The organism is Iodidimonas sp. SYSU 1G8 (genome assembly GCF_039655775.1).
Lineage (GTDB): Bacteria > Pseudomonadota > Alphaproteobacteria > SMXS01 > SMXS01 > RI-34.
The window spans coordinates 743,895-765,707 of record NZ_JBBYXJ010000002.1; the positions used below are offsets into that span (position 1 = coordinate 743,895).

The following is a 21,813-nucleotide window of genomic DNA, read 5'->3' on the forward strand; positions in this document are numbered from 1 at the left end:
GCCCTATTTCGGGCTCACAAGGCCGAGGACGTCCGACAGCAGGAAGATGGCGCTCTTGACCATGGCGTAAACCACGCCGGATACGACGGCGACCGAGACGATCGCCGTCAGCCAGCCCAGCAGCGCCACGGCGCCATCGCGCTCCAGCAGGGCCAGCGAGAACAGGCAGATGGCCAGGGCCGGCAGCATGTTGCCCAGCGGGATCGGCAGAAACAATATCGCGGCGAGAACGACGCAGGCGGCGCCGATGATCTGGTCCAGCGGCCGCGTGGCCAACAGCGTCAGCCGCGGCCGCATCAGCCGCTCCGCCCGTTCCATCAGCGGCGCGATTCGTGCGATGATCGCCGCGAAATCGGTCAGCAGCAACGACCGGCTGCCGATGATCCGGGGGAGCCATGGTACCCGCATGCCGATGGTCAACTGCGCGGCGAGAAACAGCAGCGGCGTGCCGAGGATCAACGATGTTCCCGGCGGTGTCGGCAGCAGGTTCGGCATCGCGAAAATGAACATCAGCGCGCCATACGCCCGGTCGTCCATGCGCGCCATGATGTCGGCGATGGAGATTCGCTCGCGCGGATGATCGGCGGCGATCTGGGTCAGCAGCTCCGACAATTTGGGCCCATGCCCATCGCCGCGCCGGGGCGCTGCGGGAACGGGAAGCGATGGGTCGGGAGGCATGTCCATGATCACGAATGTCAGCCTTATCAGATCATTCGGTGACTGTCTCCGCCCGTCTCCGTGAAATGCTTGCGACACATCCAAACAGCGCTTGAATAGCGCCTTGCCGCCGACTACTGAAAGGCCATGGATGTCGCTCGCCAGACTGCTCTCGCCCTGCTCGAAACGGTGCTCGCCAAGCGCCTTCCCTTCGACGATTCATTCGCGCGTGCCGCGGAGCCGTTGAGCCCGCAGGATCGCGGCTTCGTCCGTCAGCTGACCGCGACCACCCTGCGCAGGCTGGGCCAGATCGACGATCTCATCGACGGCTGCCTGCAGAAACCGCTCCCGCCGGCCATGCCCGTGCCGCGCGACATTCTGCGCCTCGGCGTCGCCCAGCTGCTGTTTCTCAATACGCCGGCCCATGCCGCCATCGACACCTCGGTCACCCTGGCGGACGAGCATGCGGACCGGCGCGTGGCGAATTTCAAAGGTGTCATCAACGCCGTGCTGCGCCGTCTGTCGCAGGAGGGCGTGCCGAAGCGGGCCCAGCAGGACGGCCCGCGCCTCAACACGCCGAAATGGCTCTGGGACAGCTGGTCCAAGGCCTATGGTGGCAAGACCGCGCGCCAGATCGCCGAGTTGCATCTGCGTGAGGCGCCTCTCGATATCACGTTCAAGCCAGGCCAGGACCTGAAGCCATGGGCGGCCAAACTGGGCGGGCAGGTGTTGCCGACCGGGACGGTGCGGATGCCCGCGGGCGGCCGGATCGAGGAATTGCCGGGCTACAGTGATGGCCTGTGGTGGATTCAGGATGCGGCGGCGGCCATGCCGGTGCGTCTGTTCGGCGATGTCGCCGGAAAGACCGCGGTGGATCTGTGCGCGGCGCCCGGTGGCAAGACGGCGCAGCTCGCCTCGGGCGGCGCGGCGGTGACCGCCATCGATCGTTCCGCGCCCCGCCTGCGCACCCTCAACGCCAATCTGCGCCGGCTGAAGTTGACGGCCGAGGTCGTGACCGCCGATGGCGCGGCCTGGACACCGCCCGCGCCGGTCGACATCGTGCTGCTCGATGCGCCCTGTTCCGCCACCGGCACCATCCGGCGCCACCCCGACGTGCTCTGGCTGAAGACCGAGCGGGACGTCGCCACCGTGCGCCCCGTCCAGGCCCAGCTGCTGAAGAACGCCGCGTCCATGCTGAAGCCCGGCGGCATGCTGGTCTATTGCGTCTGCTCGCTGCAGCCCGAGGAAGGCCCCCAGCAGATCGCGGGCTTCCTGAAAGCCAATCCGGACTTCCGCCGCGCCCCCGTGACCGCCGCCGAAGTTGGCGGCCTCGCCGACCTGATCACCGGCGACGGCGACCTGCGGACTCTGCCGTTCCATCTCGCCGAACAGGGCGGCATGGACGGCTTTTACGCGGCACGCCTGGTCAAGCAGGGCTAAGGCCGGGCAGTAACGGTCCCGCTCATTCCATCCGTCGCGATACGGCCGTCCACGATGTGGATCTGGCGGTCGCCGGCGCGCGCGAATTCGGGGTCGTGCGTCACCGCGAGGACCGTCTTGTTCCGCTCGTGTACCAGTTCGGACAGGATGTCGCGCACATTGGCGCTGGACACGGAGTCCAGATTTCCGGTCGGTTCATCGGCCAGGATGATCAGCGGGTCATTGGCCAGCGCGCGGGCGATGGCGACGCGCTGGCGCTGGCCACCGGACAGCTGGTCAGGCCGCTTGCGCAGGTGATCCTCGAGCCCCAGGTCGATCAGCAGTTCCTCGGCGCGCGCGCGCCGTTGCTTGTCGTTCAGCCGGCCCAGCTTGGCCATGGGCAGCATGACGTTGTCCATCACGGAGAATTCGGCCAGCAGGAAATGGAACTGGAAGACGAAGCCCAGTTTTTCCAGCCTGATATGGGCGATCTCGTCCTCACGCAGGTTGCTGACCTCCTGCCCGTCAAGCCGAATGGTCCCGGAGGTGGGCATGTCGAGCAGGCCCAGGAGATACAGCAGCGAGGACTTGCCCGAGCCGGAAGGCCCCATGATGCTGACGAACTCGCCCCGGTTGATGCTTACATGGGCGCCGCGCACGAGCGTCACGGGAACCGGTCCGGGCAGGATGCGGGTCACGTTCTCGGCGTGCAGCACCTCGGTCATCAGGCCTGTCCCCGCAGAATGTCGACCGGATGAACCTGACCGGCCTTGCGCGCCGGAAAATACGCCGCGCCCATGGCCGACAGCGTGGCGAAGGCGCAGGCGAGCAGCGCCTGGTCGATGCCCCAGTAGATCGGCAGGTTGATGGCGCCCGTGATGCCGGGCGGCTCGAACTGCAGCGACCCCAGCAGGGCCATCAGCGCCAATCCAAGGCCGATGCCGCCGACGCTGCCCATGGCGCCGATGATGGTGCCTTCCCAAAGGAAGATGCGGCGGATGTCGCGTGCCGAGAAGCCCATGGATTTCAGGATGGCGATGTCGCGGCGCTTTTCCATCACCACCGTCGAGATGATGTTGTAGATGCCGAACGACGCGACGACCAGGATGGCACTGACCACGCTGTACATGATGATGTTGCGCACCAGCAGGACCGACATGAGGCTTTCCGAGGCCTCCTGCCAGGATTGCGCGCGGTAGCCGATCTGCTTTTCGATCCGCGCGGCGATCTCGCGCGAGGCGTACGCGTCGTCCAGCTGCATCACCAGCAGGTTGGCGCGGTCGGGCCGGCCCAGCAGGACTTGCGCGCGCTTCAGCAGAACATAGGCCTGGCCCTCATCGACGCTGGTCACGCCGGTGTCGAACAGGCCGACGATCTTCATGGTGCGCACCAGACCGACAGGCGACGACACGGTCAGGGTGTCGCCCATGTCCAGGTTCATCTTCTTCGCCAGCGAGCGGCCGATGATGATGCCGTTGGGATTACCCGACAGCACGTCCAGCGAGCCGGCGACGATCTTGTCCTCGATGTCGCTGACGCCCTTCATCAGGTCCGGCACCACGCCGTTCATGAGAACGCCTTCTTCCTTGCCGGCGAAGGTGAGAATGATCTGCCCGGATAGGACCGGGGCGACCCGCACGCCGGGCAGACGCGCGATATAGGCCATCTTCTGCTTGTAGCCGCGAATACCGCGCACTTCGGTGCGCGGCTTGACGTTGGTGATGGCCACCGCGGCATCCGGATATCGGATCGCGGCCGGCTGAGGAGGCGGATCGCGGAATTCGTCGCTGACGGTGATGTGCGGGGCGGAATCGACCAACCGCTCGATGAAGTCCCGTTCGGATCCGCGCATCAGCGAACTGACCGCCATGAAGAAGGCCACGCCCAGCATGACACCGAGCAGCGACATCAGCGTCTGGCGTCGCCGGCTCGATAGATGGGTGATGGCGATCTTGAGGTTAAGGGCCACTCTTTTTCGTCCCGGGCACCGTGATGGTCACGCGGCGCCCCTCACGCAACGTGTCGGCCGGATTGACGACGACCTTGTCCTTGCGGGTCAGACCTTTCGTGACCTCGACCCAGTCCGCGCCGGACGCGCCCGTCGTGACGGGAATTTGCGCGAGCTTATCGCCCCGGACGACCCAGGCCTTGCCATCATTCACCGAGCCGGCGGGCAGCAGCAGGGCATTCTGCCGGGTCGCGGTGACGATATTCGTATCGGCGGTCATGCCGATCAGCAGGGGCGTGTCTTCGGGCAGGCCGATGCGGACGCGAAAGCTGCGTGCGACCGGGTCGCCCTTGGGCGTGATCTCGCTGACCTTGCCGTCGAGCACCTTGCCGGGAAACGCCTCAGAACGGATCAGGGCCTGCTGGCCCGGCTTGACGCGGGGGATGTCTTCCTCGTCCACTTCGACCGACACGCGCAGCGGCGCGCAACAGGACATCCAGAACAGCGCCTCGCCGGCGGGAAATACCTGGCCCACCTCGCCATCGCGCCGGATGATGGTGCCGGTTTCCGGCGCGGTCAACGCCATCTCGCTCATCTGCTTGCGCACCCGCGCCAGCGAGGCCTTGGCGGTTTCCAGGTCATTGCGCGCCGAATCCCGCGCCACGCCCGTGCCGACGCCGCGCCCGAACAGCTCGGCGGCGCGGTCGTACTGGCTCTGGCTGAAGCGCACCCGCGCCTCCCATTCCCGCACGGACTGGGCCATTTCCTCGTTGTCGAACACGGCCAGTTTCTGCCCCTTCGTGACCGAGGCGCTTTCGTCCACCAGCATCTGCACCAGCCGCCCGCTGAGCTTGGGGGCGATGGGCATCATCACGGTCGGCTCCACCGTCCCGGAGGCATAGACCGCCTCCACGGCCGGACCGATCCGGGGCGAGGCGACTTCGACCGCCACTGGCCCGGTCCGCCACCACAGCACGCCGCCGGCCACCGCGATCAGGGCGGCGGCAACAAGAGATCGAACAATCCATTTCCGCATCGAGGGTCACCGGCAGGCAAGCTTGGAGGGCGCGAGGCACCAGGCATAGCAGACAAATAGTTACCTGTCGGTACCATCGCCAACGCCATGACCTAAAACAATGAGGCGCATGAAAAAACATGCGTCATGCTTGCGGGCGCAATGCCAAGTTGGTAAGCACGGTCTATGCAGCAACAGGTCCGTATCTCACCGTCCATCCTATCCGCTGATTTCGCGAAGTTGGGCGAAGAAGTTCGCGCAATCACCGAAGCGGGCGCGGACTACATCCATATCGACGTGATGGACGGGCATTTCGTGCCCAATCTCACCATCGGCCCGTCGGTCATCAAGGCGCTCCGGCCGCACAGCGACAAGCCGTTCGACGTGCATCTGATGATCTCGCCAGTGGATCCGTTCATTCAGGCCTTCGCCGACGCGGGCGCCGACATCATCACCGTGCATCCCGAAGCCGGCCCGCACCTGCACCGCACCATCCAGAGCATCAAGGCGACCGGGGCGAAAGCGGGAGTCTCGCTCAATCCGGCGACGCCGGTCGAAGCGGTGGACTTCGTGCTGGACGATATCGACCTGATTTTGGTGATGAGCGTCAATCCGGGCTTCGGTGGCCAATCTTTCATCGACAGTCAGCTTGCCAAGATCGAAAGGCTGCGTACGATGATCGACCGTAGCGGCCGCCAGATCGATCTCGAAGTCGATGGCGGTGTCGGCGCGGATAATGCCGCCCGCGTGATTGCGGCCGGCGCCGACGTGCTGGTCGCGGGGACCGCGGCGTTCAAGGGAGGACCGGCGCAGTATGCCGGGAATATTCGCCAGTTACGCGGCCTGACGGCCTGAAACTTCGGAGCGCCATGCCCAGGAAGGCGAAAAGCAAGTTCATCGACCCGACGCGCGCCGTATCGCGCAGTCTGCGTCAGCGGCTTCGCAACTCCTATTATGATACGTTCCTGTACCGCCGCGTGCTCAAGGGCGCGCATCCGGTACAGATCAAGTTCAATCCCAAGAACCATTGGGGCGGCGATGTCGCCGTGGCCGATGCGCTGTTCCGTGGACAATATACCTTCGCGGGTCACACGGTCAGCGCGCCCAATGAAAACCCCTGGCGCCTGCAGGCGCCGAGCCAGGCCTGGCTCGACGAGCTGCATGGCTTTTCGTGGCTGCGGCATTTCCGCGCCCAGGGCGGCGATGCGGCCAAGCGGCATGTGGAAGTACTGATCAAGAAGTGGCTGCAGGATTTCCACGACTGGGATCCGGTCGCCTGGCAGCCGGAAGTGATCGCCCACCGACTGATCGCCTGGATGAGCAACGCCAGCATGGCGGTCAGCACGCAGGATCTGGTGCATCACAGCGCGGTGATGAACAGCATGGCCCGCCAGGCGCGCCATCTGGCCCGCACCGCGCCGACGGCCCGTGACGGTCTGCCCCGTTTGCTGGCGCTGATCGGTCTGATCTATAGCGGTTTCTGCCTGCCGGAAGGTGCGCGGCGCCTGTCCAAGGGCCTGCAGCTTCTCGAGCGCGAGCTGGACCGACTGGTCCTCGCCGATGGCTGCATCGTCACCCGCAATCCCAGCGATCAGTACGAGGCGCTCAAGGCCCTGGTGGCGCTCAAGGCCGATTTGAAGGCCGCCAGCCAGGACATGCCCAACTATATCCAGCGCGCCATCGACCGCATGGCGCCGATGCTGCGGTTCTTCCGTCTTGGCGACAGCAAGCTCGCCCTGTTCAACGGCAGTTTCGAGGAAAGCGTCGAGGAACTGGATCAGGTTCTCGATGCCGCCAAAGCCCAGGGCAAGCCGCTGGGCGGCGCCATCTATTCGGGATTCCAGCGCGTGCAGGCGGGCCAGACCATCGTGCTGATGGATGCGGGATCGCCGCCGCCGGGCGACCTCAGCATCAGCGCCCATGCCAGCGCCAACAGTTTCGAAATGTCGGTCGGCGCGGAACGGCTGATCGTCAATTGCGGCTCCAGCGATGAAATCCTGTATGACGGCCTGCACAAGGTCAGCCGAACCACGGCCGCCCATTCGACGCTGATCATCGACAACAAGAACTCGTTCCCGATCCTGGACAACCAGCGGATCGGCAAGCGGCCCAAGAAGGTTCTCGCCGTCCGGGACGAGATGGACGATACGGTCGGTCTCGACATCACCCACTATGGCTACGTCACCGCCTTCGGCTACGAGCACGAGCGAATCCTGAAGGTCGCGCGCAGCGGCAAGGTCATCGAGGGTATCGATGCGCTCAAGTCGGTGAACCGCAAGAAGCGGCCCAAATCGCCCATCGACATCCGCTTCCACCTGCATCCCGGCGTCGAGGCGCGGCGCACGGTTGATGGCGGCGCCGTCGAACTGACCCTGCCCAGTGGCGCGCTGTGGCGGTTCGAATCGACCCACGGCGTCAATGTCGAAGAGAGCCTCTATCTGGGGGAGCGCGGCCATGTGGAGCGCACCCGGCAACTGGTCGTCAGCGGCACCAGCGGCGCGCCGCGCCTGCAGATAAACTGGCGACTGCTGAAGATCTGACACCCGCAAGAACAAGAAGAAAGACGACCATGACCGATCAACCCATTCGCAGGGCGCTGCTCTCCGTTTCCGATAAGGCTGGCCTGATCGAGCTGGCCCGTTTCCTCGCCGATCGCGGTGTCGAGCTCCTGTCGACCGGCGGCTCGGCCAAGCTGATTGCCGACGAGGGCATCCCTGTCCGCGAGGTCGCGGACTATACGGGCTTCCCCGAAATGATGGACGGAAGGGTCAAGACGCTGCACCCCAAGGTGCATGGCGGCCTGCTCGGGCTGCGCGACAAGCACGCGGATGCCATGGCGCAGCACGAGATCGGCGCCATCGATCTGCTGGTGGTCAACCTCTACCCGTTCGAGGCCACCGTGGCGCGCGGCGCGGATTTCGAGACCTGCATCGAAAACATCGACATTGGCGGCCCTGCCATGATCCGCTCGGCCGCCAAGAACCATCACTTCGTCACCGTGGTGGTGTCGCCCGACGATTACCGCGCGGTGATGGATGACATGGCCGCGAACAATGGCGCCACCACCCTGGCCACGCGCCGTCGGCTCGCCGCCGTGGCCTATGGCCGTACCGCATCCTATGATTCCGCCATTTCCGGCTGGTTCGCGGGCCAGCTCGGCGACACCTTCCCCGAGCGTTTGACCATCGCAGGCACTCGGCGCCAGACCCTGCGCTATGGCGAGAACCCCCACCAGCAGGCGGCCTTCTATGTCTCGGGCGACGAGCGTCCGGGCGTCGCCACCGCGCGACAACTGCAGGGCAAGGAACTCAGCTACAACAACCTCAACGACACCGACGCCGCCTACGAGGCGGTCGCTGAATTCGATCCCGCCGAGACGCCGGCCGTGGTCATCGTCAAGCATGCCAATCCCTGCGGCGTCGCCATCGCGCCGTCCATGGCCGAGGCCTATCGTCGGGCGCTGGCCTGCGATCCGGTCAGTGCGTTCGGCGGCATCATCGCGCTGAATCGCACCCTCGACGGCGAAACCGCCGCGGAGATCGCCAAGATCTTCACCGAGGTGATCATCGCCCCGGACGCCACCGACGAGGCCCGCGAGATCATCGCGGGCAAGAAGAATCTGCGCCTTTTATTGGCAGGTGGCCTGCCCGATCCGGCGGCGCCCGGCATGACGGTGAAATCCGTCGCGGGCGGTTATCTGCTGCAGAACCGGGACAATGGCCGCGTGTTCCGCGAGGGCTTGAAGGTCGTGACCAAGCGGGCGCCGACCGAGCGGGAGCTGACCGACCTGTTGTTCGCCTTCCGTGTTTGCAAGCACGTCAAGTCGAACACCATCGTCTATGTGAAGGACGGCGCCACGGTTGGCGTCGGCGCCGGACAGATGAGCCGCGTGGATTCAGCCCGCATCGCCGCCCGCAAGGCGATCGACGCCGCCGAGGCCAACGGATACCCCGAGCCACTGACCAAGGGCTCGGTCGTCGCCTCCGACGCGTTCTTCCCCTTCGCCGACGGCCTGCTGGCCGCCGCCGACGCGGGCGCGACGGCGGTGATCCAGCCCGGTGGATCCATGCGTGACCAGGAAGTGATCGACGCCGCCGACGCCGCCGGTCTGGCCATGGTGTTCACCGGCATGCGCCACTTCAGGCACTGATCTAGACCGAGGCGAACAGGCCCCTGATCTGCCGGGCGACGTAGCCCAGTTTGGCCACCGTGATGGTGCCGCTGGAGCGGAGTTCGGCATTCAGCTCGCGCACCCGCTGCAGCGCCTTGGCATGGGTTTCGTCCCACGCCTCGGGCCCGCCCGCCTCCAGCGCCATGGCGGTGAGATCGCGCTGCTGGTCGTAGAGATCCTCGATGATGCTGCCGAGCGCGAGACTGTCCCAGTGGTCGTTGGTGACGGCCAGATCGGCTGCGTCCCGCAGCCATTCCAGCCCGACCGCCTCGCCAATGGCGAAATAGGCGCGAGCGACCGCGTCGAGTTCGCCTTGCACGCGTTCGTTCAACAGCACGATGTCCACGGCCGAGGCGAGCGGTCCCATGCTCGCGATCTTGCGCGCCAGCGCCGACGGCACACCGTCCTTCTCAAGGGCCGCGGCATGCTCGGCCAGGTCATCGCGGGATTGTGCGTCCATCAGCGTCGTCGAATTGAACAACGCCGCCACGCCCGGCGCGAAGCGCTCCACCGTGGCCGCCATGTCCAGCGGCAGCGCCAGATGCGTCAGGAACCAGATGGCCTTCCGGTGCAGGACTTCCTTGGCTTCCAGGCGCATGGCGGTCTGTACGGAAGCCGGCACCTTGTTGTCGAGGCTGTCGATTTCGTCCCAGATGGCGCGCAAGCCCATCACGTCGCGGGCGACGATGTAGGCGGCTGCGATCTGGTCCACCGCCGCGCCGGTTTCCTCGGCGACCCGGGTGACGAAGGTGATGCCGGCACGATTGATGATCTCGTTCGCCAGAATCGTCGAGGCGATGTCGCGCCGCAACTGATGCCGGGGAATATCCGCCTCGAAGCGCGACCGCATGGCTGACGGGAAATAGCCGATCAGGTCGGGCATGACCTGAGGATCGTCCGGCAGGTCGCTGCGTTCCAGCCGGCGGTAGAGGGAGATCTTGGCGTAGGCCATCAGCACGGCCAGTTCCGGACGGGTCAGGCCGATGCCGGACGACTGGCGGCGGGCGATGTCCTCGTCATCGGGGAGGAACTCGATGTCGCGGTCCAGCGATCCTTCCTGCGCCAGCCGCCGCATGAAGCGCGCCTGCGAATCCAGGAGTTCGGCGGCCCGCGCCTCGGTGGTCGACAGCATTTCCGTCTGCCGGTAGTTCGTCTCCAGCACGTGGGCGGCCACGTCCTCGGTCATCTCCTGCAGCAGGACGTTGCGCTGCTTCATGGTCAGATCGCCTTCGGCGACCAGCGCGTTCAGCAGGATCTTGATATTGACCTCGTTGTCCGAGCAATCGACGCCGCCCGAATTGTCCACCGCGTCCGTGTTCAGCCGCCCGCCGGTAAGGGCGTATTCGATGCGGCCGCGCTGGGTAAATCCCAGATTGCCGCCTTCGCCGACGACCCTCACCTTCAGGTCGCGGCCGTCAATGCGCAGGGCGTCGTTGGCCCGGTCGCCCACATCGGCATGGGTTTCGGTATGGGCTTTCACATAGGTGCCGATGCCGCCGACGAAGAGCAGGTCGGCCTCGGCCATCAGCACCGCGCGGATCAGTTCCGCGGGTGTCATCTTGTCCGTCTCGACGTTCAGCATGGCCTGGATCTGCGGCGTCAGCGTCACCGACTTGGCCGAACGCGGGAAGACGCCGCCGCCTTTGGAGATCAGGTCGGTATTGTAGTCGCCCCAGCTCGAGCGTGGCAGCTCGAACAGGCGCTGGCGCTCGGCGAAGCTGGTCTCCGGATCGGGGTCGGGGTCGATGAAGACGTGGCGGTGATCGAACGCCGCCACCAGCTTGATCGTCTTCGACCGCAGCATGCCGTTGCCGAACACGTCACCCGACATGTCACCGATGCCGATGACGCGGATCGTCTGGGACTGGACGTCGATCCCCAGTTCCCGGAAATGACGCTGCACGCCGATCCAGGCGCCGCGCGCGGTGATGCCTATCTCCTTGTGGTCATAGCCGTTGCTGCCGCCCGAGGCGAAGGCATCATCGAGCCAGAAGCCATAGTTCCGCGAGAGTTCGTTGGCGATGTCGGAAAAACTCGCCGTTCCCTTGTCCGCCGCCACGACCAGATAGGGATCGTCGTCGTCATAACGCACGACCCGCGCCGGCGGGACCGGCAGGCCCGACACGATGTTGTCGGTGATGTCGAGCAGGCCCGAGATCAGCGTGCGGTAACAGTGGATGCCCTCGGCTTGGATGGCCTCGCGACTGCCGCCTTCCGGCAGGCGCTTCGGCACGAAGCCGCCCTTGGCGCCGACCGGCACGATGACCGAGTTCTTGACCATCTGCGCCTTCATCAGGCCGAGGATTTCGGTGCGGAAATCCTCCGGACGGTCGGACCAGCGGATGCCGCCGCGGGAAATCTTGCCGCCGCGCAGGTGGATGCCTTCCATCCAGGGGGAATAGACGAAGACCTCCACCATCGGCCGCGGCTTGGGCAGCATGTCGACGAGATTGCTGGCCAGCTTGATCGCCAGATAATGCTTCGGCGCGCCGTCGGCGTCGGTCTGGAAGTAGTTGGTCCGCAGGCTGGAGCAGATCATGTCCATGAAATTGCGGATGATGCGGTCTTCGTCGAGACTGGCCACCGATTCCAGCTGGGTGTTGATCTCATCGACGATCCGGCCTCTTTCCTCGCTGTTGGCGGTGTCGGGGTCGAAGCGTGCCTTGAACAGGGCCACCAGATTACGGGCGATGGCCGCGTTGGCCGTCAGGGAGCGGCGGAGGTAACCCTGCGAGAAGGTCGATCCGGCCTGGCGCATGTATTTGAGGTACGCGCGCAGGATCACGACATCGCGCCAGACCATGCCGGTGTTCAGCACCAGGCTGTTCAGGCTGTCGTCTTCCGCGTGGCCGGCCCAAAGTTCGGCCAGGATCTGCTCCAGCGGCTCCTTCACAACGCTCAGTTCCAGATCGTCGCCGGCCGCGTCCATGGCATAGAATTCGTGGATCCAGGCCTCGCGGCTTTCACCCTTGGGCCGGATCGAGTGGGTCTGTTCCTCGATCACCTTCAGGCCGAGGTTCTCCAGCTTGGGCAGGCACTCGCTCAGCGGGATCAGCCGGCTGGCATGATAGATCTTGATCCGCACCACGCCCGGGGCATCCTCGGGGCGGCGGTAGGCGTTGAACGCCATGCCGTCCGGGGCCTTGAGATTGTTCAGTTTCTCGATGTCGAAAACCGCGAGCCCCGGTTCATAGGCTTCGCAATAGGACGATGCGAAACCATGCGCATAGCGGATCCAGTGACGGTTGCCGGCTTCCTCGCCGAACCGTTCGTGCAGGCGGTCCTTCAAGTGATCGGTCCATGTTCTCACCACGGCGGCGATCCGGCGGTCGATGTCCTCCGGGTTCACGTCGGGCACCGCCCCCGGCGGCGTGCTCAGCATCAGATGCAGCCGGGCCAGCGGCGAATCGCCGACCTGGGTATGCTCGGCGCTGATTTCACCGCCATAGGCCTCGGTGAAGATTTTCTCGATCTGCTTGAGACGGGCCGTGGTGAAGGCTTCCTTCGGGATGTAGATCAGCGCCGAAACGAACAGTCCGAAGGGACCGATGCGGATGAAGGATTTGGCGTGCGGCCGTTCCATCAGCCGCACGATGCCGATCGCGATTTCGTACAGTTCATCCGGGTGGATCTGGAACAGTTCGTCGCGCGGATAGGTCTGCAGGACGTTGTTCAGGATCTTGCCGTCATGGCTGTAGCGATTGTAGCCGGCCTCGCGCACGACCAGGTCGATCTTGCGCCGGAGCAGCGGAATCGAGCGGGGATGCATGCTGTAGGCGAGGCTGGTGAACAGGCCGACGAACTGCCACTCGCCGACCAGCTTGCCGTCAGCGTCATAGCGCTTCACACCCACATAGTTCAACTGGACCGGGCGATGGACGCGCGAGCGCTGATCGGCCTTGATGACGATCAGCGGCGTCGGCTCGTTCAGGAACTCCTGCACATCCGCTGACAGGACCCTGTTGTCGACCCGGCCCTTGAAGATCAGGAAGTCCGGATCGCGAAGCAGGCCCAAACCCTGCGCATGGTCAGGGACGGCCTTGATCGCGCCGCTCTCGGCATGGAAGCTGTAATCGCGAAAGCCCAGAAACGTAAAGTTGTTGTCGATCAGCCATTCCAGGAAAGCCAGTGCTTCCTTTGTCTCGGATGGATCGGACGGCCCCGGGAATTCGGCCAGATGGTCACGGCTTTCCTTCAGCTTCGCCAGCATGGGCTGCCAGTCGTCGAAGGTAATCCGGACATCGGCGAGAACGCCCTGAAGGCCGCGTTCGATCTCCGCGAGCGCGACCGGATCGGTCAGCTGATCGACTTCCAGATACATGTAGGACTCCGCGAAGGCGAGGCCATTCGCGTCCCGCTTGCCGTCGATGTTTCGCTCCACCGTCATCACCGGGTGGATCAGCATATGGATTTCGCGGCCCTGCCGGCTCAGCTCCGCCGATACGGAATCGACCAGGAAAGGCATGTCGTCGTTGACGATCTCGATGGTCGTTCTGTGGTCCTGCCATCCGGCGTCTTCCACGGTCGGGTTGAACACGCGCACCTTCGGCGCGCCCGGTTGGCGCGTGGCGGCGAAGCGCCACATGGACAGTGCGATGCCGAACAGGCTCGACGTCCGGCGCTCGATGATGTCCTCCGGTGGCACCCGCGCGTAGAACCTCTCGGCAAACGCCAGGAATGTCTCGGCCTCCTCCGGAGCCAGTTTGGCACGGGCCATGTCGGCGACGCTGGAGAGGTGTTGCTGTTTCCGGTCCCAGCGATTGTCCATCTTGCCGTCCCCCTGTTTGCACGCGAGGTGTCAACGCCCCAGCCGCGGTGAAGTTTTCAGCGGCTTGCCGCGGAATGGTCGATCGTCTTCCGCGCGGGTCTTCATCCCTTACATTATATGGTGTCTGTGGCTGTTTGACGAAGGCGGCGACCCTGCAACACGGTATCTTTCGTCAGAGCTGCCGATCCGAAAGTCCCGAGAATGCCTCCAGTACACGATCCGGCCATTCCATACCTGAATGAGCTGCTCACGTTTCTCGTGACGGCGCTCATCGTGGTGCCGGTCTCGCGCATGCTCAGGATCAGCCCGATTCTCGGCTTTCTCGGCGTGGGTGTCGTTGTCGGTCCGTCCGTTCTCGGGATCGCGACGGATGCCGACAACATCGAGGCGCTCGCGGAACTGGGCGTCGTCTTCCTGATGTTCACCATCGGTCTCGAGCTTTCGCTCGATCGGCTGTGGAAGGCCCGGCGCTATGTCTTCGGGCTGGGTGCCCTGCAGCTCGCTGGCTGCGCGGCGGCCATCGGCGGACTGGCCTATCTCTGGGGAAATCCGCCCGAGGCAAGCCTCCTGCTCGGTCTCAGCATGGCGCTTTCATCGACGGCGGTGGTCATGCAACTGCTCGTCGAACGCGGGCAGATTTCGTCGCGACCCGGACGCGCGGCTTTCGCGATCCTGCTGTTTCAGGACCTGGCGGTGGTCCCCTTGCTGTTCCTCGTGGGCGTGCTGAGCGAACCGGGGGAAGGATCGAAACTCCTGTCCTTCGGCGTCGCGATGCTCAAGGCCGCCGGCTGCGTGCTGGTGATCTTGCTGCTGGGGCGGCTGCTCCTGAGGCCTCTGTTCCGCGCGGTGGCGGCATTGCGCAGCCCGGAAGTGTTTCTGGCGCTGACGCTGTTGGCCATTCTCGGCACCGCGCTGGCGACCGACGAGGCAGGCCTCTCCATGGCGCTGGGAGCGTTCCTCGCGGGGCTTCTGTTGTCGGAAAGTGAATTCCGGCACCAGATCGAAGCCGACATCCAGCCGTTCAAGGGCCTGCTGCTCGGGCTGTTCTTTATTTCCGTGGGGCTTCGGATCGACCTGTCTCTGGTGGTCGACCGCTGGCCCTTGGTGCTGGCCGCCGTGGCCGGTCTTTATATGATCAAGACCGCGATCATCGCGGGTTTGGCGCGCCTGTGGCGCTTTCCGCTCGGGCAATCGATGCGGATCGGTCTCTATCTGGGGCAGGGCGGAGAATTCGCCTTCGTCGTCGTGGCGGCGGCGGTTTCCGGAGGCATCATGGCGACCGAGCCTGCCCAGTTCATGCTGGTCGTGACGGGTTTGACCATGGTCCTCACGCCCTTCGCCAGCCTGTTGGGCGATGCGCTTGGCCGGCGCAGCCTTGGCCGGGCGCCGGTGGGCGGCCTTCCCGAGGAGTTTGGCGACCTGGACGATCATGTCGTCATCGCCGGGTTCGGGCGCGTCGGGCGCACCGTTGGTCGGATGCTGACCATGCAGAAAGTCCCTTACGTGGCGCTGGACCTTGATGCCGAAAGCCTGGCGCCGCTCTATCGGGCGGGCGCCCCCGTATTCTTCGGCGATGCGAGGCGTGTGGACATACTGGACAAGGTCCGGGTCGAACAGGCGTCGTCGCTTGTCATCACGCTGGATGATCCGGCGGCGGTGCGGCAGTGCCTTGCCGCCGCTCATGAGCGCTGGCCGCATCTGACAATCTTTGTTCGGGCCCGCGATATGGACGATGCGCGTGAGTTGATGAAAAGTCGTTCGTGCACGGCGGTTCCGGAGATGATGGAATCGAGCCTGCAACTCGCGGCTGAAGTGCTGCGCGGGCGCGGATTGCCCGATGATGCGATCCTCCCGCTGGTCGACTCGTTCCGCCAGCAGATCTACACCGGCATCAAGCCGTCCGCCGAGGAGAGGGAATAGGCAATCGGCGCCGGCGGTGGATTGAGCGGCAGCCCCGCGGGGTCGCTGGAAGCATGTCGCTCCATCAGCAGGGCGAGATGCAGCGCCCGGACGAAAAAAGTGGGCAGGGTGGGGCCAGCACGGTATCGCCCCCAGTAACGGCGTTTCAGCCCGTCATGCAGCGCGTCGGGCACCAGATTTCGGTTCAATGCCGCCCTGGCAAGGAAATCGGTCGCACGGCTCAGGCGACTGCGGCGGGCTGGCGGGCGAAGGGCGGCGTCCAGGAGGGCGTCCAGCTCCGTCGGAGCCATGATCCCGGGAATGCCATCGCGCAGGGCGCGGATCGTCGCGCGAAGCTCTTCCGACTGCAGGAGTATGGCCTTGTGAAGGTCGGGTTGCGACTGCCGGAACGACGCCCGTCTTGCGCGGAAGAGGGCAGGCAACCGGCGCATGGCAAGGGATTCGAAGCAACGCTTTTCGACCCGCATTCCGCTGGGAATATGGCGCGCCATGTCCAGCACGCCCAGATCCAGGAACGGGGAGGCGAACGGCAGGAGGGGTGCCACGGCCAGATGGCGCATCTGCACCATGTTGGCGATCAGGAAGGTATCGAGAAACAGGCTGTCCTTGATGTCGTCGAGATTTGAGGACTTCGGCGCGGCGCTCAGAATTTCGCCGTAGACCAACCGCAGCGCGGCGCGCAACGTGGCGGCTGTCTCGTTCGTCAGGGCCGGCACTATCGCGCCGAGCAGGGCCGGATCCTTGAGTGCCGCCGAGCCCAGAAGATCCTCGTTGGTATCAAGGCGGTATGCGGACTGGCCGAATGCCTCGTCGCCGAAGCAGAACATGGATGTGGGATCACGTTCGCGCGCATGGGCCGCGGCGCGCGCGAAGGCATCCACTTCGAAGCAGCCCTTGCGCATGAACAGACCGTCGCGGACATGACTGCCGATCATGCCCGTGACGCTGAAATCATCGATCCTGTAGACCCGATGCGGCACGCCGAGTAGTGCCGCCTGGCGCCGCGCCGCATCGGGATCGCTGCCGCGCCGCGGCTCGCCCATGCTGAACGAGAAGGTGCTGGTCTGGACGCCCGCCCCGTGAAGGATACCGAGGATGGCCGTCGAATCGTAACCGCCCGAGAGCGCGAGCAAAGGGTGCCGGCCTGCCACATGGGACAGCACGGCCCCGGTGATCCGCGACCAGAGCTCGTGTTCCATCTCCTTTTTGTCCCGCCATACATCGTCGCCGGGGCGGTAGCGCCAGTAAGCCGTGGCCGAAAGACGGTTCGGTCCGATGCGCACCAGGCTGGCGGGGGGCAGGCTGCGCAGGCCGCTGAACAGGGTGCGTCCGCGCAGCATGCAGCCATTGACCAGGAAGCTGGCGATCATCGCCGGGTCGATACCGGCTGCGAAACCGGCCGCCATTCCGGCGTCGTCCGTGATCAGGTCGCAGCGCTCGGTCCGAATGTGATAGAGCCGCGATATGCCGAGATGATCCGTCCAGCAGGACAGGACGCCGGTCTTGTCCAGCCAAAGATAGCTGCGGTGCTGGACCGCGATCGAACGCAGGCCTTCCGGCGCGCGGGCCATGTCGATGAGATGGTGCGGTACCGCGACGTCGGGCGCGCCCCCGGTGCCGTCGACGGTTGCCAGCAACGGCTCGCCTGGCTTGGGCGGCTGGTTCCACCAGCCGAACATCAACGCGCCGTCGGCGAGCATCATATGTTCGACACCGACCGGCGCGCAGGCCGACATGATGCGCCGCGCCGCCGGAGCGGCGTCCTCGGCGTAAACGATCGCCAGGAATGTGGGTGTCGCCACCGTCTGAGCCCCCGTAGCACGCCGTGATGATCGCGCTACGGGTCATACTAGAATGCCTTTGGAGCCAATGGAATGGCAGGTTCGACCGTGATGCCGGTTCAGCGGGCTTCGATCCGGCGCACGAAGTCGTTCAGCAGCAGACGATAGAGGTCGTCCTTGAGAACCCCATCCTCGACGCCTCTGTCGATATTGGGGTTGTCGTTGATCTCGATGACGAACACGCCGTCCTCTCGCTGTTTCAGATCGACTCCGTAAAGGCCGTCGCCGACAAGGTTGGCGGCGCGCACGCCGGCCTCCACCACGGCGCGGGGCGCATCCTCGACCGCCACGGACTTGAAGGCGCCCTCGGCGAAGCCGCCGCCGGGCTTGTGGTTGATGATCTGCCAGTGCTTGCGCGACATGAAGTATTGCGACACGAAAATGGGTTTGCGGTTCAACACGCCGACACGCCAGTCATACTCGGTGTACATGAACTCCTGCGCCAGGATCACGGCGGAATGGCGGAACAGGCGCTTCGAGTGCTCAAGCAAATCCGACCGGTTATCGACCTTCACGACGCCGCGCGAGAACGAGCCGTCCGGAATCTTCAGCACCAGCGGGTAGGACAGGGCCGCTTCCGCGTTCAGCACGTTCTGCCGGCCGATGATGACGGTTCTTGGCGCGGCCACCTTGTTGGTCTGCAGCAGTTCGGCCAGGTAAACCTTGTTGGTGCAGCGCAGGATCGACACCGGATCGTCGATCACCGGAATGCCCTCGAACACCGCCTTCTGGGCAAACCGGAACGTGTGGTTCTCGAGCGTGGTGGTTTCGCGGATGAACAGGGCGTCGTATTCCGCCAGACGCAGATAGTCCTTGCGCTCAAGGGTCTCGACGTCGATGCCCATCTGGGCGCCGATGGCGATCAGCTTTTTGATCGTCTCGGGCGACGAGGGCGGCAGTTTCGCGTTCTGGTCATAAAGCACGCCCAAGGCAAATCGCGCGGTGGGGCGGGCTTTCGGCGCGCGCCAGTCGGCGCGGGTATAGTGCTCCAGGCGAGTTAGGAAGAAGTCGAACTCGTCCGGGTTGAGAGCACGCGGCGCGATGGCCTCCAGCGTTTTCACGCTCCAGCGTTCGTCGAACTCCACATGCACCCGCAGCAACGGGCAGCGGAACCGGTCGAATAACTGCCGGGCGAAGGTTCGGAAGCGCGCGCCCGCTGGCTGGCCGAAATAGACGGTCAGTGTAAAAGCCGCCTGGGGAGGATTGGCCAGCTTGGCGATTTCGTCGCGCAGCGTATGATTGAGGTCAGGCAGCTCGACGCTGTAGAGCGCCTTGCGCGACAGATTCAGGATGGTCTCGACCGTCGGCACCACCTTCTGGCCACGTGCCTCGGCCAGCAGGGAGCAGTAATATCCCAGGTCCAGATATTCCAGATCGCCGCTGAGGTTGATCACGCGCGCGCTCTTGCTCGAAAGCCCGTCCGGCGTTTCCACATATTGCTGCAGGGTGACGGCCTTGCCTGCCTTGCGCGCCCATTCGCAGTCGGCGGTGGAGTCGACGATAATGATATGTCGTGTCATGACGCCTTTAAGGAGACGCTGAGGTAAGGTCGTTGGTCGCCGAGCCGGGCGGATGATGCGCGCGGCCATGGTCTCAGTAAAGATAGCGTTTGTGGTCTAATCCGGTACGGTGGCGAGGAATTTTTCCAGTACCAGGGCAGCGGCGCCGTCATCGTAGAAATCCGGCTTGCGCCCGGCCCGCGCATACCCGGTCGCGAGATAGCGCCGGATCGCCGCGTCATTGTCTTCCCGGACTTCGAGAGTCATGCGCCGGCGCCCGGTCGCGGCCGCGAGCCGTTCGGCTTGGGCGAGCAGGCCCGTGCCGATCCCCCTGCCTCGGCGGTCCGGATCGACCGCGAGGGAGTACAGCCTTGCGGCCTTGCTGTTCCGGCGAAGCAACACGATGGCATCGCCAGCCAGGCCGGCATCGTCCTCGGCGACGAGGCAGAGGGCGGTATCGCGTCCCACGAGACGCCGCATGGCGCGCCGCGACAGACGGTCTCCCGGAAACGCCGCCAGTTCCAGCCGCTGCATGGCCTCGACATCGTCCTGCTGCGCTGGCCGAATCCTGATCGTTGACGCCATTGCGGCTGGTTTCCCCATACGATGATGATCGGGACGCCGGGGACGGTTGTGCGGCCCGCCGTCTGAGCCGATAGTCTGAGCATGCAATGAAAGGGACTACAATGGTTGCCGCTGTTCCTCAGTCAGCCCAGGCGTTCAGCGCCGACGCACGCAAATACGATGCTCTTCGCCGCGGCCTGGTGCCCTGCTTTGAGTCCTTCTATGGAGAGATCGGGCTGCTCATGGCCGACTGGGGCGGCCCCGAGGCGCCGCGCGTGCTGGACCTGGGGGCCGGGACGGGTCTGGCGGCGTCCTTCGTCCTCGCCACCCGGCCTCGGGCGCGTCTGACTCTCATGGACGGCTCGGACGCCATGCTCGATGTCGCACGGGGGCGTTTTTCGCTGGTTCCTGACGTCCATTATGTTCTCGCCGATTTCTCTTCGGCGGATCTGGGCGGTGACTGGGACCTGATCGTCTCAGGTCTGGCTATCCATCACCTTGAGCACGAGGACAAGCAGGCGCTGTTCGCCCGCATCGCGGCGGCGCTGGCGCCGGGCGGCCTGTTCATCAACGCAGAGCAGATTCTCGGGCCCACCGCGGCGCTGGAGGCCCGCAACGAACGGATCTGGACGGCGCAGGCGGCGGCGTTGGGTGTGCCGGACGCGGAGATCTACAATGCGCGCCAGCGCATGCTGCACGACCGCTGCGCCCCGGTGGAGGACCAGCTGAACTGGATGCGCGTGGCGGGGCTCGCGGACGTGGACTGCAGCTTCAAATCGCACCGCTTCGCCGTGATGAGCGGGCGGCGGCCCTGACCGAGGGAGAGACCGGTCAGGCGAGGACTTCTGCCAGAAAGGCCGTCATCGCCGACCACGAGCGGCGGGCAGCCGCCTCATTGTACTGCATGCCCTGGTCAGGTGCGTCGGCGGCTTTGTTGGTGAAGGCGTGACGGGCATGGCCATAGGCGTGCAGTTGCCAGTCGGCGCCCGCATCCGTCAGTTCCTTGGCCACGCCGATTACGTCGGGCGGGGGCGCCAGCGGGTCTTCCCAGCCATGCAGGATGAGAACCTTGGCCGTGATCGGCCCTTGTCGCTCTAGATTCGGTGGCGGGAAGATGCCGTGAATACTGGCTACTCCCTTGATGTCCGGTGTTCCGCTCCGGGCCATGTCCAGGACGCACAGGCCGCCAAAGCAATAGCCCATGGCCGCGATCCGTTCGGGATCCACCGCCGGATGTGCCTTCGCCGCCGTGACGGCCGCGATAAGCCGGTCTCGCAACAGGGCGCGATCTTCCAGAAAGGGCTGCATCAGCGCGGTATTGTCGCCAGCCAGATCGCCGCGCCGGCCCTTGCCGTAAACATCGATGGCGATCGCCACATATCCCAGTTCGGCAAGGCGCCGGGCAGCGCCGCGTTCAGCCTCGCTCTGGCCGGCCCATTGATGCACCACCAGCACGCAGGGCCGCTTGCCATCCTGGGTATTGTCATACGCCGCGAACGCTTCGCAGGTCACGTCGCCATGGGCATAGTCGAACGTGCCGGTGTCCATGAACTTACTCCGGGCTGCCGGTTCCGTCGGGCTTGCCCTCTTCTTCCGGCGGGGTCTCGTGGAAATAGGGTTCCACGTCACCCTTCAGCTTCACCGTCATGGGATTGCCGTAGCGGTCGCGCGTATTGCCGACGCTGAGGCGCACCCAGCCTTCGCTAACGCAGTATTCATCCACATTGGTCTTCTCGACGCCCTTGAAACGGATGCCGACGCCCCGCCGCAGAAGCTCTTCGTCATAGAACGGGCTTTTCGGATTGGTGGCCAGGCGGTCAGGAGGCGTGTCGGTCATGGGCTGAACTCTCGGTCGGTCATTTCCGGGCCACATTGCCCCAAGCGCACCGTCCGTGCCAATCCCAAATCCCTTTGCGCCACCAGTGTCATGACCCGGTGTCGGCATTAACCTGGATCAGCGACGGGCGTGACGATAGATGGCATTGTGCGTCCTTGCGCCCGATGCGGGCCG

16 protein-coding genes are annotated in these 21,813 nt (G+C 65.0%); 6 read left to right on the forward strand and 10 right to left on the reverse strand.

Annotated elements, in window-relative coordinates; all coding sequences use genetic code 11:
• Nucleotides 1–3 precede the first annotated feature (3 nt).
• A complete protein-coding gene (locus WJU17_RS14545; protein ID WP_346328123.1) occupies nucleotides 4–612 on the reverse strand; it encodes an exopolysaccharide biosynthesis protein in 609 nt (202 codons plus the stop codon).
• A gap of 192 nt (nucleotides 613–804) precedes the next feature.
• On the opposite strand from WJU17_RS14545, the gene WJU17_RS14550 reads away from it, so the two are divergent.
• Nucleotides 805–2,097 carry an RsmB/NOP family class I SAM-dependent RNA methyltransferase gene (locus tag WJU17_RS14550; RefSeq protein ID WP_346328124.1) on the forward strand — a complete coding sequence of 431 codons (1,293 nt, stop codon included), beginning with the start codon at nucleotides 805–807 and terminating at the stop codon, nucleotides 2,095–2,097.
• Here the strand turns inward: WJU17_RS14550 and WJU17_RS14555 are convergent.
• Genes WJU17_RS14555 through WJU17_RS14565 form a run of 3 tightly spaced genes read right to left on the reverse strand, consistent with a single transcriptional unit; the run spans nucleotide 2,094 to nucleotide 5,060 of the window.
• Nucleotides 2,094–2,801, reverse strand: a complete 708-nt coding sequence (locus WJU17_RS14555; protein ID WP_346328125.1) for an ABC transporter ATP-binding protein — start codon at nucleotides 2,799–2,801, stop codon at nucleotides 2,094–2,096. The two genes, WJU17_RS14550 and WJU17_RS14555, sit on opposite strands and share 4 nt — an antisense overlap.
• Nucleotides 2,801–4,045, reverse strand: coding sequence for an ABC transporter permease (locus WJU17_RS14560; RefSeq protein WP_346328126.1), 1,245 nt, complete (start codon nucleotides 4,043–4,045; stop codon nucleotides 2,801–2,803). Before WJU17_RS14560 ends, WJU17_RS14555 begins: the two co-directional genes overlap by 1 nt.
• The gene (locus WJU17_RS14565) at nucleotides 4,035–5,060 is read right to left on the reverse strand and encodes an efflux RND transporter periplasmic adaptor subunit (protein ID WP_346328127.1); all 1,026 of its coding nucleotides are present in this window, start codon (nucleotides 5,058–5,060) and stop codon (nucleotides 4,035–4,037) included. Before WJU17_RS14565 ends, WJU17_RS14560 begins: the two co-directional genes overlap by 11 nt.
• Nucleotides 5,061–5,225: 165 nt before the next feature.
• Between WJU17_RS14565 and rpe the strand changes: the two genes are divergently transcribed.
• The 3 genes from rpe to purH are packed head-to-tail and all read left to right on the forward strand — an operon-like array spanning nucleotide 5,226 to nucleotide 9,189.
• Complete coding sequence (rpe, locus tag WJU17_RS14570; RefSeq protein ID WP_346328128.1) at nucleotides 5,226–5,894, forward strand: ribulose-phosphate 3-epimerase; 669 nt, start codon at nucleotides 5,226–5,228, stop codon at nucleotides 5,892–5,894.
• Between the two features lie 14 nt (nucleotides 5,895–5,908).
• Entirely contained in the window at nucleotides 5,909–7,579 is a 1,671-nt protein-coding gene (locus tag WJU17_RS14575; protein WP_346328129.1) for a heparinase II/III family protein, read from the forward strand.
• 29 nt (nucleotides 7,580–7,608) lie between these two features.
• Nucleotides 7,609–9,189 (forward strand): bifunctional phosphoribosylaminoimidazolecarboxamide formyltransferase/IMP cyclohydrolase, encoded by a 1,581-nt coding sequence (gene purH, locus WJU17_RS14580; RefSeq protein WP_346328130.1) that lies wholly within the window; start codon nucleotides 7,609–7,611, stop codon nucleotides 9,187–9,189.
• A gap of 1 nt (nucleotide 9,190) precedes the next feature.
• Here purH and WJU17_RS14585 read toward each other — a convergent pair whose 3' ends face one another.
• Nucleotides 9,191–13,978, reverse strand: a complete 4,788-nt coding sequence (locus WJU17_RS14585; RefSeq protein ID WP_346328131.1) for an NAD-glutamate dehydrogenase — start codon at nucleotides 13,976–13,978, stop codon at nucleotides 9,191–9,193.
• A gap of 201 nt (nucleotides 13,979–14,179) precedes the next feature.
• Between WJU17_RS14585 and WJU17_RS14590 the strand changes: the two genes are divergently transcribed.
• The gene (locus tag WJU17_RS14590; RefSeq protein WP_346328132.1) at nucleotides 14,180–15,898 is read left to right on the forward strand and encodes a monovalent cation:proton antiporter-2 (CPA2) family protein; all 1,719 of its coding nucleotides are present in this window, start codon (nucleotides 14,180–14,182) and stop codon (nucleotides 15,896–15,898) included.
• Here the strand turns inward: WJU17_RS14590 and WJU17_RS14595 are convergent.
• From WJU17_RS14595 to WJU17_RS14605, 3 genes are all read right to left on the reverse strand, one after another.
• A complete protein-coding gene (locus WJU17_RS14595) occupies nucleotides 15,859–17,700 on the reverse strand; it encodes an asparagine synthase-related protein (RefSeq protein ID WP_346328133.1) in 1,842 nt (613 codons plus the stop codon). The genes WJU17_RS14590 and WJU17_RS14595 overlap by 40 nt on opposite strands.
• Before the next feature lie 98 nt (nucleotides 17,701–17,798).
• Entirely contained in the window at nucleotides 17,799–19,259 is a 1,461-nt protein-coding gene (locus WJU17_RS14600) for a RimK family protein (protein WP_346328134.1), read from the reverse strand.
• 96 nt (nucleotides 19,260–19,355) lie between these two features.
• On the reverse strand, nucleotides 19,356–19,823 hold the full coding sequence (locus tag WJU17_RS14605) for a GNAT family N-acetyltransferase (protein ID WP_346328135.1): 468 nt from the start codon (nucleotides 19,821–19,823) through the stop codon (nucleotides 19,356–19,358).
• Nucleotides 19,824–19,924: 101 nt separating this feature from the next.
• Between WJU17_RS14605 and WJU17_RS14610 the strand changes: the two genes are divergently transcribed.
• The gene (locus WJU17_RS14610) at nucleotides 19,925–20,617 is read left to right on the forward strand and encodes a class I SAM-dependent methyltransferase (protein WP_346328136.1); all 693 of its coding nucleotides are present in this window, start codon (nucleotides 19,925–19,927) and stop codon (nucleotides 20,615–20,617) included.
• A 16-nt stretch (nucleotides 20,618–20,633) separates the two neighbouring features.
• Here WJU17_RS14610 and WJU17_RS14615 read toward each other — a convergent pair whose 3' ends face one another.
• Entirely contained in the window at nucleotides 20,634–21,350 is a 717-nt protein-coding gene (locus WJU17_RS14615) for a dienelactone hydrolase family protein (RefSeq protein WP_346328137.1), read from the reverse strand.
• Between the two features lie 4 nt (nucleotides 21,351–21,354).
• Nucleotides 21,355–21,639 carry a DUF3297 family protein gene (locus WJU17_RS14620; RefSeq protein ID WP_346328138.1) on the reverse strand — a complete coding sequence of 95 codons (285 nt, stop codon included), beginning with the start codon at nucleotides 21,637–21,639 and terminating at the stop codon, nucleotides 21,355–21,357.
• Between the last annotated feature and the right edge of the window lie 174 nt (nucleotides 21,640–21,813).